This window comes from Amycolatopsis sp. NPDC043885, from assembly GCF_056435685.1.
Genome location: NZ_JBWKEA010000004.1, coordinates 62,888 through 79,504, shown reverse-complemented (window position 1 = coordinate 79,504; position 16,617 = coordinate 62,888). Strand labels below are relative to the sequence as shown.

Here is a 16,617-nt window from a genome sequence, read left to right as displayed (position 1 = left end):
TGAGCAGGGTGTCCCAGACAGGGCGAAAGGCCTGCTTTGTGGGGGGGGGGGGGTTGGGTCCCCACCCAAACCCCCCCCCCACGACCACCTGGACCGGGGGACCCCTTCAGCCCTGCTCGGCGGTCGACATCGCCCGGCTGATCAGGTCCCCCACGTCCAGATCGTCGATCGACTCGGCGGACACCGCGGCCTCGGACTCGGGCAGTTCCTCGGCCAGCTTCACCAGAGCCTCCAGCACCCCCAGTTCCCGGAGCCGCTCGACCGGCGCGCCCGCCAGCGCCCGCCGCAGCCGCGCCTCGTCGGGCACCGCGACCTCCGGGAACAGCAGTGTCCGGAGGTGTGCCGCGAGCGCCGAGGGGGTCGGGTGGTCGAACACCACCGTCGCCCCGAGTTGCCGTCCCGCCGCGGCCGCGAGCCGGTTGCGCAGTTCGACCGACGTCAGTGAGTCGAAGCCGAGGTCGGTGAACGCGTGGTCCGGATCCACCTCGTCCGCCGTGGCGAAGCCGAGCACCTGCGCGGTCTGCGTCCGGACCAGGTCTTCCACCGCCTCGGGAGTGAGGGCGGCGGATTCCGCGACCGGGGAAGCCGTCCGCCGCACGGGAAGCCGGACGAGCCCGGTGAGCAGCGCGGGCAGCACACCCGCCCTGGCCTGGTCCCGCAGCCCGGCCAGGTCGAGTTTGACCGGTACGGCCACCGGCCCGGGTGCCAGGTCGAACAACGCCGCGCCCTCTTCCGGTGTGAGCGCCCCGAAGCCGTCGCGCCGCATCCTGTCGATCAGCGCCTGGTCGAGCACCCCGCCCATCCCCTCGGCGGCCCACATCCCGTAGGCGAGCGACCGCGCGGGCAGGCCGTCGGCGTGCCGTCGCTCGGCCAGCGCGTCGAGGTAGGCGTTGGCCGCGGCGTAGTTGCCCTGTCCCGGCCCGCCGAGCACGCCGGACACCGACGAGACCAGCACGAACTCGGTCAGCGGCCGGTCGAGGGTCAGTTCGTGCAGGTGACGGGCGCCATCGGCCTTTGGACCGAGCACCCGGTCCAGGCGTTCCGGGGTCAGCGCGGTGACGACGCCGTCGTCGAGCACACCCGCCGCGTGGACGATGCCCGACAGCTCGGGGATGCCGTCCAGCAGAGCGGCGACCGCGTCGCGATCGGCGACGTCGCACGCTTCGACGCGCACCTCGGCGCCCAGCTCGCCCAGCCGGGCGGCCAGTTCTTGGGCGCCGGGAGCGGCGAGGCCGCGACGGCTGGTGAGGACCAGCCGCCCGACTCCATGTTCGGTCACGAGCCGTTCGGCCAGTTTCGCGCCGACACCACCGGTACCGCCGGTGATCAGCACCGTGCCCGCGGACTCCCAGTCCGGTTTCGGGCCGGGCTCGGCCCGGACCAGCCGCGGCACCTCGGCGCGGCCGTCCCGAACCCGGATCCGGGGTTCGCCGGTGGCCAGTGCGGTGTCCACATCGGACACTTCGCCGTCGAGGATGACGAACCGGCCGGGGTTCTCGGCTTGCGCGGACCGCACCAGGCCGGCCGCGGCCGCGTCGTCGAGCCCATCGCCGGTGACCACCACCAGCCGCGAGCCGGAGAACCGGGGCTCGGACAGGAACCGTTGCAGGACTTCGAGGACAGCGTGGATCCCCGCCGACGGCACCGGCAGGACGACCACCGGCGGGACCGGCTCGGTCACCTCGTCCCACCGCACCCACGGCATCGGCGTGGCGGACGACGGCTCGGCCGCGATGTGCTCGACGCGGAACAGCGACCGGTCTTCCCCGGCCCGCACCTGTTCGCCGGTGACCGCGCGGACGACCAGTGAGCCGACCGACAGCACCGGTGCCCCGGCGAGGTCGGTCAGGTCGACCGCGACCTCCCCGGGCGCGAGGAACCGCAGCCGCGCGCGGACCGTCGTGGCGCCGGTCGCGTGCAGGCTGACGTCGCTCCAGCTGAACGGCAGTGCCCCCGACTCCTCACCCTCACCGAGGAACATGCCGTGCAGGGCGGCGTCGAACAAGGCCGGGTGGATCCCGAACCGGGCGGCGTCCTCCCAGGCGTCCTCGGGCAGCGAGATCTCGGCGTAGCGGTCCTCACCGTGCCGCCACGCCGCACGCAGGCCCTGGAAGAGCGGGCCGTAGACGAACCCGCGGTCGGCGAGGTCGTCGTAGAACGAGCCGAGGTCGATGGGTTCGAGACCGTCCGGCCACGCGAAGCCCTTCGCGGGCGGCTCGGCCTCGGCCAGCAGGCCCAGCGCGTTGAGTTCCCAATCCTCGCCGGGGATCCGCGAGTGGATGGTCACCACCGCCGCGGCGCTGAGCGCGACCTGCAGTTCGAGCGGCCCGCTCTCGGGAATCACGACGGGAGCGTGCAGGGTCAGCTCGACCAGCCGCGGCCGCCCGGCCTCGTCCCCCGCCCGGACGGCGAGTTCGGCGAGCGCCGCGCCCGGCAGCAGGACGGTGTCGTGCACCGTATGCCCGGCGAGCCAGGGATGGGTCGCGAGCGAGATCCGTCCCGTGAGGACGGTACCGTCGCTCTCGGCGAGGGACAGCCCTGCGGCGAGCAGCGGATGCCCCGGCGAGTCCAGCCCGGCCGAGGTGAGATCTCCGACCGGGGCCGGTTCGAGCCAGAAGTGTTTGCGTTGGAAGGGGTATGTCGGCAGGTCGACCGCGCGGGCACCCGGTAGCACGGCGTCCCAGTCGACGCGGACACCTTGGACGTGGAGGGTGGCGAGCGCGGTCATCGCCGTCACGGCTTCGTCGCGCCCCTTGCGCAGCAGGGGAATGCCGTCGGTGAGTGGCGAAAGCACCGCGTCCGGGCCGATTTCGAGGAACTTCGTGACACCGTCGGCGCGGAGCTCCTCGACCGCCGCGGCGAACCGGACGGTCTCCCGGACGTGCGCGACCCAGTACGCCGGGTCAGCCACGTTCGACACCATCGGAATACGCGGCTCCGAGAACGTCAGTTCCCGGACCACCGCGGCGAACTCGTCCAGCATCGGTTCCATCAGCACCGAATGGAACGCGTGCGACACGTCCAGCCGCTTCGTCTTGCGATCGGCGAACCGGGCCACGACGGCGAGTGTCGGCTCCTCGGCACCCGAAAGCACCACCGAAGACGGTCCGTTGACCGCCCCCAGCGAGACACCCTCGGGCAACTCCCCGATCTCGTCCTCCGACGCCTGGACGGCGACCATCACCCCGCCCGGCGGCAAGGCCTGCATCAACCGGCCGCGTGCCGTGACGAGCTTCGCCGCGTCCGCCAACGACAGCACTCCGGCGACATGCGCGGCCGCGATCTCACCGATCGAATGCCCCACCAGGTAATCCGGCCGCACACCCCACGACTCCACCAACCGGAACAACGCCACTTCCAGGGCGAAGATCGCCGGCTGCGCGAACTCCGTCCGCGACAGATCCCCGAACTCCGGCAGCAGCGCGCACACCTCGTCATACGCCGCCGCGAACACCGGGAACGCCTCGTACAACGAAGCACCCATCCCGGGATGCTGCGAACCCTGACCGGTGAACAGGAAAGCGAGCTTGCCCCGCGTCGCACGACCGGCGATCCCACCACCTGTGGCGATGGTTTCGAGCCCGGCACGCAGACTCTCCGCGTCCGCACCGACGACCGCGGCCCGGCGCTCGTGCGCGGTCCGCGTTGTGGCCAGGGAGTACGCCACGTCACGGGGATCGGCATCGTCCACAAGGGACAGGAGGGCACGGGCCTGGTCGGCGACGGCCTGATCGGTTTTCGCCGACAGCACCCACGGAACGACGCCGTGCGAAGCGGGCTCAGCGGGCGCTTCGGCCGGGACCTGCTCCAGGACGACGTGCGCGTTCGTCCCGCTGATCCCGAACGACGACACCCCGGCCCGGCGAGGACGGCTCACCTCCGGCCACGGCCTCGAGTCACGGAGCAGATCCACGGCGCCGGCGTCCCAGTCGATCTCCGCCGACGGTTCCGCCGCGTGCAGGGTCCGCGGCAGCACACCCCGGCGCATCGCCTCGACCATCTTGATGATCCCGGCGACCCCGGCGGCGGCCTGCGTGTGACCGAGGTTCGACTTGACCGAACCGAACCACAACGGTTCGTCCCGCTCGGCGCCGTAGGTCGCGATGAGCGCCTGCGCCTCGATCGGGTCGCCCAGCCGCGTGCCCGTCCCGTGCGCCTCGACCGCGTCGATGTCCGAAGTGGACAGACCGGCGTCGGCGAGCGCGGCGCGGATCACGCGCTGCTGCGAGGGCCCGTTGGGCGCGGTGAGGCCGTTGGACGCGCCGTCCTGGTTGACCGCGGAACCGCGCACCACGGCCAGCACCGGATGCCCGTTGCGGCGAGCGTCCGAAAGCCGCTCCAGCACGAGCACCCCGGCGCCTTCCGACCAGCCGGTGCCGTCGGCGCCGGCGGAGAACGACTTGCAGCGCCCGTCCGGGGAAAGCCCGCGCTGACGGGAGAAGTCGAGGAAGGTCTCCGGCGTCGCCATCACGGTGACCCCGCCGGCGAGCGCCATGTCGCACTCGCCCGCCCGCAGCGACCGGGCGGCCAGATGCAGGGCGACCAGCGACGACGAACACGCCGTGTCGACCGACACCGCCGGGCCTTCCAGCCCGAGGGTGTACGCGATCCGCCCGGACAGGACGCTGGCCGAGGTCCCGGTGCCCAGGAATCCGGCGACACTGTCGGGCACGCTGGCCAGTTTCGCGGCGTAGTCGTAGTACATGATCCCGGCGAACACACCGGTGGCGCTGCCCTTCAGCGACGCCGGATCGAGCCGGGCGCGTTCGAGCGCCTCCCAGCTGATCTCCAGCAGCAGGCGTTGCTGCGGGTCCATCGCCAGGGCTTCCCGTGGCGAGATGCCGAAGAACTCGGGATCGAACTCGCCCGCGTCGTGCAGGAAGCCACCGTGCCGGGTGTAGGTCTTGCCGGGCAGGCCGGGTTCGGGGTCGTAGATCCCGTCGACGTCCCAGCCGCGTCCGCCGGGGAACGGCGAGATCGCGTCGGTGCCCGCGGCCACGAGTTCCCACAGCTCCTCGGGTGACCGGACATCGCCGGGATACCGGCAGCTCATCGCGACGATCGCGATCGGCTCGTCGGCGGCGCGCCGGGTCACCACCGGACGCGCCGGTTCCGGGGCGCCGAGCAGTTCGGCGCCGAGGTACGCGGCCACCGCCGCCGGGCTCGGATGATCGAAGACGAGCGTCGCGGGCAGCCGCAACCCGGTCTCCGTGGTGAGTTCGTTGCGCAGTTCGACGGCGGTCAGCGAGTCGAAGCCCAGTTCCGTGAACGGCCGCGACGGCTCAACGGTGCCCGCGCCCGCCCGGCCGAGGACAGCCGCGACGCGTGTCCGGACCAGGTCGATCAGCAGGGCTTCCCGGTCGGTTTCGGACAGCCCGGCGAGCCGTCCCGCCAGCCCGGTATCGGTGCGGCGGGCGGCTTCGCGACGAGTCCGGACGCGGACCAGGCCGCGCAACAACGGCGGGACACCGGCGTTCCGCACGGCGGCGAGGTCGAGCCGCATGGGGACGAGGACGGCACCGCCGTCGGCCACGGCGGCGTCGAACAGCGCGAGCCCCTCTTCCGGTTCGAGAGCGCCGAAGCCGTCCCTGCCGATCCGGTCCCGGTCGGTGCCGCTCAGCGAAGCACCCATCCCGTCTCGCCACAGACCCCACGCGAGTGACTGCGCGGGCTTCCCAGCGGTGCGGCGTCGCCGGGCGAGAGCGTCCAGCTCGGCGTTCGCCGCCGAGTACGCCCCCTGCCCCGGTGAGCCGAACACCCCGGCGATCGAGGAGAACAGCACGAAGAAGTCGAGGTCACCGGTGAGTTCGTCGAGTACATGGGCGGCCGTGGCCTTCGCCCGGTACACGGCGGCGACCCGCTCGGGGGTGAGCGACGTGACCACACCGTCGTCGAGGACACCCGCCGCATGGACGACGCCGGTGACCGGAGGCTCGGCCCGCGCCAGGAGGTCGCGAACCTGATCGCGATCGGAGACGTCGCAGGCCTCGATCCGGGCCCCGAGTTCGTCGGCGAGTTCCTGGGCACCGGGCGCGGCCTCGCCACGGCGGCTGACCAGCAGCAGATGCCGGACACCGTGTTCGGCGACCAGATGCCGGGCGAGGCGGGCGCCGAGACCACCGGTGCCGCCGGTGATCAGCACGGTCCCGGAAGTGTCCAGTGTGGACTCACCGGTGCCTGCTCTGGCCAGGCGCGGCGCGAACAGGCTTCCGCCGTCGGCGTGCACTTCGGGTTCACCGGTGCCGAGGGCGGCTTCGACGTCGGCATGCGTGCCGCGGACCAGGACGATCCGGCCCGGATGCTCGGTCTGCGCGGCCCGGACCAGCCCTTCGACCGCGCCTTCGCGATCGGTCAGCACCACCAGCGGAGCTGGCTCGTCCGTGGCCAGGAAGTCTTGCAACGCGAGGAGAGTGGTGTCGAGCGAATCGGCTTCCACCACCGCCGCGGGCGTGATGTCCTCAGAACCGGTGGGAAGCGGCACGTCTTCGACACGATAGAGGCCGTCCCGCACCGTGGCCGTGGCCGTGACGGCGCGGACGCTGAGCCCGCCCACGGAGGCGACGGGTGTCCCCGTGCCGTCGGCGAGGTCCAGCGCGAAGCCGTCGGCGACCGGCCGAGCGTGCACGCGCAGTTCGGTCGCGCCCCGCGCGTGCAGCACGACGTCACGCCAGGCGAACGGCACCGAACCCTGGTCCTCGCCGGTGACGGCGGTGGCCTGGAGCGCGGCGTCCAGCAGTGCCGGGTGCAGACCGAACTTCGCCGCCTGCCCGGGCTCCGGCAGAGCGACTTCGGCGAAGATCTCCGTGTCGCGACGCCAGACCTTGCGCAGGCCGCGGAACATCGGCCCGTACGCGAGTCCGGCGGCGGCCAGCTGGTCGTAGGCGTCTTCGAGCCCCAGCGATTCGGCGTTCTCCGGCGGCCAAACGGTGTCCATAGTGGACACCGGCGGAGCGCCGAGGAAGCCGGTCGCGTGGGTGACCCACGGCCGCTCCGGAAGCCGCGAATGGATCGACACCGGACGGCGTCCGTGCTCGTCGGCCGCGCCCGCGACGACCTGGACCTCCGGCGCGGTGCCGGGTTCGAGGACCAGCGGTTCCCGCAGGACCAGCTCTTCCACGCCCGCGCAGCCCGCTTCGTCGCCCGCGCGGACGGCGAGTTCGGCGAACGCGGTGCCGGGGACGAGCACGCGGCCCGCGACGACGTGGTCGGCCAGCCACGGATGCCGGTCGAGCGAGAGGCGTCCGGTGAGTAGGACACCGTCGTCGGCTGCGACGGACACGGCGGCGCCGAGCAGCGGGTGGTCGGCGGCGGCGAGCCCGGCCGCGGTGACGTCGGCGTCGCTTTCCTGGCCGAGCCAGAAGTGCTCGTGCTGGAAGGCGTACGTCGGCAGTTCGGTGAACCGGCCGCCGCCGAGGTAGGCGGCCCAGTCGACGGGGACACCGCGCGTGTGCAGCGTGCCGAGCGCGGAGACCAGCTGCCGGGGTTCGTCGTGACCGCGGCGCAGCGCGGGCACGCAGGCGTCGACGAGCGCGCTGAGCACGGCGTCCGGCCCGAGCTCGAAGAACTTCGTGACCCCGGCCGCGGTCAGGCGCTCGACCGCGCCGGCGAACCGCACTGTCTCCCGGACATGCGTGACCCAGTACGCCGGGTCCGTCAGGTCCGCCGTCTCCGTCACCGTGGACACGATCGGAATCCGCGGCGCCGAGAACTCCAGGCCCCGGACCACTTCGGCGAAGTCGTCCAGCATCGGTTCCATCAGCACCGAGTGGAATGCGTGCGACACGTCCAGCCGCTTGGTCTTCCGGTCGCTGAACCGAGCCGCGAGCGCGAGCGTGGCTTCCTCGGCGCCGGAAAGCACCACCGACGACGGACCGTTCACTGCGGCCAGGGAGACTCCCTCGGGCAGCTCGCCGAGTTCGTCCTCGGACGCCTGGATCGCGACCATCACCCCGCCCGGCGGCAAGGCCTGCATCAACCGGCCGCGTGCCGTCACGAGTTTCGCCGCGTCGGCCAAGGACAGCACTCCGGCGACATGGGCGGCGGCGATCTCGCCGATCGAATGCCCCGCCAGGTAATCCGGCCGGACACCCCACGACTCCACCAACCGGAACAACGCCACTTCCAAAGCGAAAATCGCCGGCTGCGCGAACTCCGTCCGCGACAGATCCCCGAACTCCGGCAGCAGCGCGCACACCTCGTCATACGCCGCCGCGAACACCGGGAACGCCTCGTACAACGAAGCACCCATCCCCGGCCGTTGCGAACCCTGACCGGTGAACAGGAAGACCAGCCCACCCTCCATCACCCGGGACCCCGCACCCTCGGTCACTTCGGACAGACCCGCCGAGAGGGTTTCCCAGTCCGTGCCCGTGACGACGGCCCGGTACGGCAGCGCCGCCCGGGTCGTCAGCGTGTGCGCGACGTCGATCGGCTCGGCGGTACCGGCCACGGAAAGCAGACGGGCCGCTTGTGCGGCCAGCGCCGGTTCCGTGGCCGCGGACAGCAGCAACGGCACGACGGCTGGAGCGTCCTGAACGGCGGCGGGTTCCTCCGGCGGGGCCTGTTCCAGCACGACGTGCGCGTTCGTCCCGCTGATCCCGAACGACGACACCGCCGCCGAACGGGGCCGCCCGGTCTCGGGCCATGGTGTGCGTTCGGTCAGCAGCGAGACCGGCCCGGCGGACCAGTCGACCTCGCGGCTGGGCGTGCCGACGTTGAGGGTGGGCGGCAGGACCCCGTGACGCATCGCCTCGACCATCTTGATGATCCCGGCGACCCCGGCCGCGGCCTGCGCGTGCCCGAAGTTCGACTTGACCGAGCCGAGGAACAGCGGGCGATCACGATCACGGCCGTAGGTGGCCATCAGCGCTTCGGCCTCGATCGGGTCACCCAGCCTGGTGCCCGTGCCGTGCGCCTCGATGGCGTCTACGTCTGAAGTGGACAGTCGCGCGTCGGCGAGCGCGGCGCGGATCACGCGCTGCTGTGACGGACCGTTCGGGGCGGTGAGGCCGTTGGAAGCGCCGTCGGAGTTCACCGCGGAACCCCGCACCACGGCGAGGATCCGGTGCCCGTTGCGCTGGGCGTCGGACAGCTTCTCCAGCACGAGCATCCCGACACCCTCGGCCCAGGCGGTGCCGTCGGCGGCGTCGGAGAACGACTTGCAGCGCCCGTCCGGCGCCAGGCCGCGCTGCCGCGCGAAATCGACGAAGATCCCCGGCGAGGCCATCAGGTTGACGCCACCGGCGAGGGCGAGCGTGCACTCTCCCGCCCGCAGCCCGCGCACCGCCGCGTGCACGGCGACCAGCGACGACGAACACGCCGTGTCGATCGAGACCGCCGGGCCCTCCAGGCCGAGCTGGTAGGCGATCCGTCCGGAGTGGACACTGCAGGTGGTGCCGGTGAGCAGGTAGCCGTCCACCGTGTCGCCCGGATTGTGCAGACGCGGCCCGTACTCCTGCGCGGAAACGCCGACGTAGACACCGGTGGGGCTGCCGCGCAGCGCGGCCGGGTCGAGGCCGGCGCGTTCGACGGCCTCCCAGCCGACCTCCAGCAGCAGCCGCTGCTGCGGTTCCATGGCCAGCGCCTCACGCGGCGAGATCCCGAAGAACTCGGCGTCGAATCCGGCGGCGCCGGGCAGGAAACCACCGGTGCGCACGTAGGTGGTGCCGCGATGGTCGGGGTCGTCGTCGAACAGGCCGGAGGTGTCCCAGCCGCGGTCGGCCGGGAACTCGCCGATGCCCTCGCGGCCGCCCTCGACCAGGTCCCACAGCGCGGCGGGCGTGTCGGCCCCGCCGGGGAACCGGCAGGCCATGCCGACGATCGCGATCGGCTCGTGCCGTCCGTCCTCGGCGTCACGCAGCCGTTCCCGGGTCCGGTGCAGGTCCCCGGTCACCCGCTTCAGCAGGTCGAGAAGCTTCTCTTGGTCCGCCATCACACCCTCGCTCGGTGGTCAGAAGATCTCGTCGGTGAGGAAGTCGAAGACCTTGTCGACAGCGGCGTCGAAGAGCAGGTCGTCGAATTCGTCGTCCTTGTCGCCCGCCGCGTAGGCCAGCAGCAGCTTCTTCAGCGGCTTGGCGACCTTCTTGCGGTCTTCGGGGTCCAGATCGCCGAGGCGTTCGCTCAGCCGCTCGATGTCGGCCAGCACCTTGGCGACGGCTTTCTTGTCCGCCATCACGAAATCCCCAGTTCGGTGGCCAGGAAGTCGACGACCTCGTCCGCGGTCGCGTCCTCCAGCCGTCCGCCGACGCCGGTCCCCGTCGTGGTGATGCCGTCGAGCAGCGTCCGCAGACGGACGGCGACCGCGGTCCGGCCGTCGTCGTCGACGGCGGTCAGGCGTTCCGCGAGCCGGTCGAGTTCGGCGAGCACCGCGTCGGCCGCGCTGAGCGACGGAGGGGCCAGTTCGGACAGGAGATGCCCGGCGAGTGTCGCGACGGTCGGATGGTCGAAGACCGCGGTGGCCGAGAGGCGCAGCCCGGTGACGGTGTTGATCCGGTTGCGCAGTTCCACCGACGTCAGCGAGTCGAAGCCGAGGTCCTTGAACGCGCGGGCCGGATCGATCATGCCGCCCGCCTCGTGGCCGAGGACGGCGGCGGCGTTGTGCCGCACCAGGTCGATCAGCAAAGCCGTGCGCTCCTCGTCGGGCAGTGCGGTGAGCCGCTCGCCGAGACCGGCGCCGCCCGTGGTCGCGGGCGCCGCCGCGCGCCGGGTGGTGACCTTGGCGAGACCGCGCAGCACGGGCGCCACTTCGGTGGTCCTGGCGTGGGCGCGCAACGCGGCGCGGTCCAGTTCGATCGGCAGGACGGCGGTGAACCCGCCGTCGAGGGCGGCGTCGAACCGGGCCAGCCCGGACTCCGCGGTCAGCGGCGGCAGGCCTTCGCGCGCCATGCGGTCGACGTCGTTCTCGGCCAGCCCGCTGCCCATGCCTTCCCGCCAGAGCCCCCATGCGAGCGAGACCGCGGGCAAGCCCTGCGTCCTGCGGTGGGCGGCCAAGGCGTCCAGGAACGTGTTCGCGGCGGCGTAGGAGGCCTGGCCCGCAGAGCCGACGATCCCGGACACCGACGAGTAGAGCGCGAAGAGCGCGAGGTCGTGGCCGAGGGTGAGTTCGTGCAGATGCCAGGCGGCGTCCACCTTGGGGCGCAACACTTTCGCGAGCCTCTCGGGGGTCAGGCCGGTCAGCACGCCGTCGTCGAGGACACCCGCGGTGTGCACGACGCCGGTCAGCTCGACTCCGTCCAGCAGTACGGCGAGCGCGTCCCGGTCGGCGACGTCACAGGCCACGACCCGGACTTCGGCACCCAGACCGGTGAGCTCCGCCGCCAGCTCTCCCGCGCCCGGTGCGTCCGGGCCGCGGCGGCTGGTGAGCAGCAGCCTGCGGACGCCGTGCGTGGTCACGAGATGCCGCGCGACGAGCGCCCCGAGCCCGCCGGTGCCGCCGGTGACGAGCACCGTCCGGTCCGGATCGAGCGCTCGCGGGACGGTGAGCGCGACCTTGCCGACATGCCTGGCCTGGCTGACGAACCGGAACGCGTCGGGCGCGTGCCGGACGTCCCAGGTCCGCACCGGCAACGGGGTGAGCGCGCCCTGGTCGAACAGGGTGATCAGCTCGGCCCAGATCTCGGCGGTGCGCGTCCGGCCCGCTTCGATCAGGTCGAAGGCGCGGTAGGCGACGTTCTCCGGCGCGCGGACGTCGGTCTTGCCCATTTCGAGGAACCGGCCGCCGGACGCGGTCACGCCGAGCGAGGCGTCGACGAAATCGCCCGCGAGGGAGTTGAGCACGACGTCGACCCCGCGTCCGCCGGTCGCGGTCCGGAAGGCTTCGGCGAAGTCGAGGGTCCGCGAGGACGCGATGTGGTCCGAGGGCAGCCCGGCCGCGCGCAGGACGTGCTGCTTGCCCTCACTGGCGGTGCCGAACACCTCGGCGCCCAGCCGGCGGGCGAGCTGGGTCGCCGCCATCCCGACCCCGCCCGCGGCCGAATGGATCAGGATCGACTCGCCCGCTTTCAGACCGGCCAGGTCGACCAGCGCGTAGTAGGCGGTCAGGAAGACGAGCGGCACGGTCGCGGCCTGCTCGTCGGTCCAGGCGTCCGGGACGCGCGTCAGGAACGGGCGCTCGCCGACGGCGACCGGGCCGATCCCGCCGTGCACCATGCCCATCACCCGGTCACCCGGCGCCAGGTCGGTCACTGCGGCGCCGGTGGCCAGCACGGTCCCGGCGATCTCGCAGCCCAGCGGCCCGGCCTCGCCAGGGTACATGCCCAGGACGTTCAGCACGTCACGGAAGTTCAGCCCCGCCGCGCGGACGGCGATGCGCACGTCTTCCGGTCCGAGGTCCGGTTCGCCCGCGGTCTCCAGGACCAGGTCGTCGACCGTTCCCTCGCCCGACTTGCCCAGCCGCCAAGGCCCGCCGGGCGGCAGCAGGACTCCCGCGCCCGCCTCGGCGATCCGCGGCACGAGCGGGACGCCGTCGCGCACGGCGACCTGCGGTTCCCCGGTCGCCACCGCCATCGGCACGTCTTCGGCCTCGCCGTCGACGAGGACGAACCGGCCCTGGTGCTCGGCCTGGGCGCTGCGCACCAGGCCCCAGATCGACGCTGCCGCCGGATCCGTGGCGTCCGGTCCAGCCGCGTGTCGCGTGTGGATGACCAAAGTGGACTCTTCCCGCGTCACCCAGTCCTGCAGCACTTCCAGGACACGCGCGCCGAGCTCGTGCGCGGAGGTGACCGGGTCGCCTTCGGGCAGCACCGACAGCACCGCGGGCTTGCCGGGGACGACCTCCGGATACGCCGTGCACGCCACCGGTTCCGCGACCGCGATCGGCGTCCAGTCCACAGTGAACAGTCCACCGGGGAGTTCCTGGCCGCGGGCGACCGGGCGGCGGACGGCCAGCGAGCCAACGCTCAGCACCTCGGCGCCCGAGGGGTCGACGGCGACCAGCGACACGGTGTCCGCCGCGTGGAACGTGATCCGCAGCCGCAACGCGGTCGCGCCGCTCGCCCGCAGGCGGACGTCCGACCAGGAGAAGGGCAGCCCACCGGCGGATTCCGCCGACTCACGGAAGAACATCGCGTGCAGCCCGGCGTCCAGCAATGCCGGGTGGATACCGAAGCCGCCGTTCTCGTCCGCGGGAAGCGCGACCTCGGCGTAAACGTCGTCGCCATCGATCCACACCGAGCGCAGGCCACGGAACACGCCTTCGTAGCCGAAGCCGGGCAGGTTGTCGTAGAACCCTTCCAGGGACTGGGCTTCACCCGGCGGCGGCCATGCGATCCCCGGGACGTCGGCGTCGCTGTCCGGCGCGAGGACTCCGTTCGCGTGCCGCGTCCACTCCTCGCCGTGCTCCGGTCGCGAATGGACGGTGACCGCTCGGCGGCCGTCGTCGTCCGCGGCGGCCACCACCACCTGGATCTCGGCCGCGGCCGACAGCACGAGCGGGGCGCCCAGGGTCAGTTCCTCCACCCGTCCGCAGCCCGTTTCGGCTCCGGCGTGCAGCGCGAGTTCGAGGAATCCGGTGCCGGGGAAAAGAATGTCGTCGCCGACGCGGTGGCCGTCCAGCCAGGGCTGATCGGTCGTCGAGAGCCGCGCGGTGAACACGGTGTCGCCGCCGGGCACCGCGACCACCGCCCCGAGGAGCGGGTGTTCGGCGCGGCGCAGGCCGAGGCCGCGCGCGTCACGGCCCGGGCCGGGCGTGAGCCAGTACTTCGACCGCTGGAACGGGTAGGTCGGCAAGTCGATCCGGCGCCCGCCCGGGACGAGCGCGGCGAAGTCGACGTCCACCCCGCGGACGTGGGCGGTGCCCAGCGCGGTCAGGAGTTCGGGGACTTCGGGCCGGTCGCGGCGGAGCAACGGGCGCGCGACACCGTCTTCGACCAGCGCCGAGAGGACGCCGTCCGGGCCCAGCTCCAGGTAGGTGCCGCAGCCGTTGTCCCGCAGGACACGCGACGCGTCGGCGAAGCGGACGGTCGCTTCGACGTGGCGGATCCAGTAGTCGGCGGAGTCGTGCCCGCCGATCTCGCCGGTGACCGTCGAGACGATCGGCAGGTTCGCGGGGTGGTAGTCGGCGAGCCGCGCGATCCGGGCGAAGTCGTCGAGCATGTCCCGCATCAACGGGGAGTGGAACGCGTGGCTGACATTGAGCCACTTGACCTTGCCGTCGAAGCCGCCGATCGCCGTCTCCAGCGCGTCACGGGCACCGGACAGCACGACCGCGTCCGTACCGTTGACCGCCGCGATCCCGGCGCGCCGCTCGTGCCCGGCCAGCAACGCATGAGCCCTTTTCTCGGAGACACGCAGGGACACCATCGCGCCGCCTTCGGGCAGCTCACGCATGAGCCTTCCGCGCGCGGTCACCAGCATCGCCGCGTCGGACAGTGACAGCACACCGGCGACGTGCGCGGCCGCGAACTCACCGACCGAATGCCCGCACAGATAAGCCGGGGCGACACCCCAGGACTCCAGCAGCCGGAACAGGGCGACCTCGACGGCGAACAACGCGGGCTGCGCGTAGTCGGTGCGGTCGAGCAACGCCGGGTCGGCCTCGCCGAACACCACGTCCCGCAGCGGCGGATCGAGCTGCAGGTCGACATGCGCGCAGACCTCGTCGAAAGCCTCGGCATAGCCGTCGTAAGCGGCATAGAGCTCGCGGCCCATCGCGATGCGCTGGGCACCCTGCCCGGTGAACAGGTACGCGAGTTCGGCGGGTTCCTGGAGCGGGCCGCCGCGGAGCACCCGTTCGTCGAACGCGGTCAGCGCTTCCGTCAGGCTCGCGGCGTCCGGCGCCAGGACGAAGGCGCGTTCCGTCAGCGTCGCCCGGGTCTTGGCGAGCGAGAAGGCGAGGTCCACCGGATTCGCGTCGACGGCGGCGAGCTGTGCCGCGTGGGCCCGCAACGCGTCCGGATCGGCGGCCGAGAACGCGACGGCGACCGGCGAGGGCGCTGAGGGCGAGGGCTCGGCGGTCGCGACGGGTGCCGGTTCCTCCAGGATCAGGTGGGCGTTCGTGCCGGAGATGCCGAACGACGAGACGGCGGCCCGGCGCGGTTCCCCGCCACGGGGCCAGTCGACCGGCTCGGCCAGCAGGGAGACCGCGCCGGCGGACCAGTCGACCGCCGGGGTCGGATCGGCACCGTGCAGAGATCGCGGCAAACGGCCGTGACGCAGCGCCATGATCATCTTGATCACCCCGGCCGCCCCCGCGGCCGCCTGCGCGTGCCCGATGTTGGCCTTCACCGAACCCAGCCACAGCGGTGTTTCCCGGTCCCGGCCGTACGTCGCGAGCAGCGCCTGCGCCTCGATCGGGTCGCCGAGCGTGGTCCCTGTGCCATGCGCCTCGACGGCGTCCACAGTGGACGCCGACAGTCCGGCGTCGGCCAGCGCGGCGCGGATCACCCGCTGCTGGGACGGGCCGTTCGGCGCGGTGAGCCCGTTCGACGCGCCGTCGGAGTTGACCGCGCTCCCCCGGATCACCGCGAGCACCGGATGTCCGTGCCGTTCGGCGTCGGAAAGCCTTTCAAGGACGAACATCCCGGCCCCTTCGGCCCACGCGGTACCGTCCGCCGCGGCCGAGAACGGCTTGCAACGCCCGTCCGGCGCCAGACCACGCTGGTTCGAGAAAGCCACGAACGGGCCGGGGGTGCCGAGTACGGCGACCCCACCGGCGAGCGCGAGGCCGCATTCACCGTTCCGCAGCGCGCGGACCGCGAGATGCAGCGCGACCAGCGAGCCGGAGCAGGCGGTGTCGACGGTCAACGCCGGTCCCTGCAGACCGAGGGTGTACGCGATCCTTCCGGAGACGACGCTCGGCGCGCTGCCGGTGAGCAGGAGCCCGTCGAGCCCCTCGGGCGCGTCGGCCAGGCGGGTACCGTATTCCTGCGGCTCGGCGCCGACGAACACTCCGGTCCGGCTGCCCGTCAGGGTTCCGGCATCGATCCCGGCGCGTTCCAGCGCCTCCCACGCCGTCTCCAGGACCAGCCGTTGCTGCGGGTCCATCGCCAGCGCCTCGCGCGGCGAGATACCGAAGAACCCGGCGTCAAATTCGGCCGCGCCGGGCAGGAAACCGCCGTGGCGCACGTAGGTCCGGCCCGGGGTGCCCGGCCGGGGATCGTACAGGCCGTCGACGTCCCAGCCCCGGTCGCGCGGGAACTCCGTGACGACATCCCTGGCTTCGTCCACAATGGACCAGAGGCCCTCGGGTGAGTCCGCGCCGCCGGGGAAGCGACAGCCGATGCCGACGATCACGATCGGTTCGCCGGTGACCGCACCCCCTTCCGCGGTGTCCGCGGCCTCGGCTCCGAAGAGGCACTCGTCGAGGAAGGCCGCCAGCGATTCGGGTCCGGGATGGTCATAGGCGAGAGTCACCGGGAGTTCGAGGCCGGTCTCGGCGGTCAGCCACGCGTGCAGCTTCACCGCCAGCAGGGAATCGAACCCGAGATCGGCGAAGGTACGGCCGGGCGGGAGCGGCCCGTCCAGCACCGCCGACGTCGCCCGGCGCACCAGGCCCAGCAGCGTGCGGCGCCGCTCGGCGCGCGGCCTGCTTTCCAGCCGTCGCAGGGTATCCAGCTCGGTCATGCGCGCACTCGCCACCTCGGGTCGCCCGGCACAGGGAAGTCGCGGTCCAGCTAGCCA

Annotated in this window: 3 protein-coding genes; all 3 read right to left on the bottom strand. The window is 72.5% G+C overall.

Features of this window, described 5'->3' with window-relative positions; all coding sequences use genetic code 11:
• Positions 1-106: 106 nt before the first annotated feature.
• From AC069I_RS15625 to AC069I_RS15615, 3 genes are read right to left on the bottom strand one after another with little or no spacing between them, the layout of a single operon-like run.
• Positions 107-9,931 (bottom strand): SDR family NAD(P)-dependent oxidoreductase, encoded by a 9,825-nt coding sequence (locus AC069I_RS15625; protein WP_478265690.1) that lies wholly within the window; start codon positions 9,929-9,931, stop codon positions 107-109.
• An 18-nt stretch (positions 9,932-9,949) separates the two neighbouring features.
• Entirely contained in the window at positions 9,950-10,171 is a 222-nt protein-coding gene (locus AC069I_RS15620; RefSeq protein WP_340683030.1) for a hypothetical protein, read from the bottom strand.
• Positions 10,171-16,560: an SDR family NAD(P)-dependent oxidoreductase gene (locus AC069I_RS15615; protein ID WP_478265689.1), complete on the bottom strand. Its 6,390-nt coding sequence runs from the start codon at positions 16,558-16,560 to the stop codon at positions 10,171-10,173. The genes AC069I_RS15620 and AC069I_RS15615 overlap by 1 nt, the downstream gene beginning before the upstream one ends.
• Positions 16,561-16,617: the final 57 nt, after the last annotated feature.

Coding starts and splice junctions, on each gene's coding strand:
- AC069I_RS15620 (WP_340683030.1), bottom strand. CDS start 10,171: ATGGCGGACAAGAAAGCCGTCGCCAAGGTGCTGGCCGACATCGAGCGG.
- AC069I_RS15625 (WP_478265690.1), bottom strand. CDS start 9,931: ATGGCGGACCAAGAGAAGCTTCTCGACCTGCTGAAGCGGGTGACCGGG.
- AC069I_RS15615 (WP_478265689.1), bottom strand. CDS start 16,560: ATGACCGAGCTGGATACCCTGCGACGGCTGGAAAGCAGGCCGCGCGCC.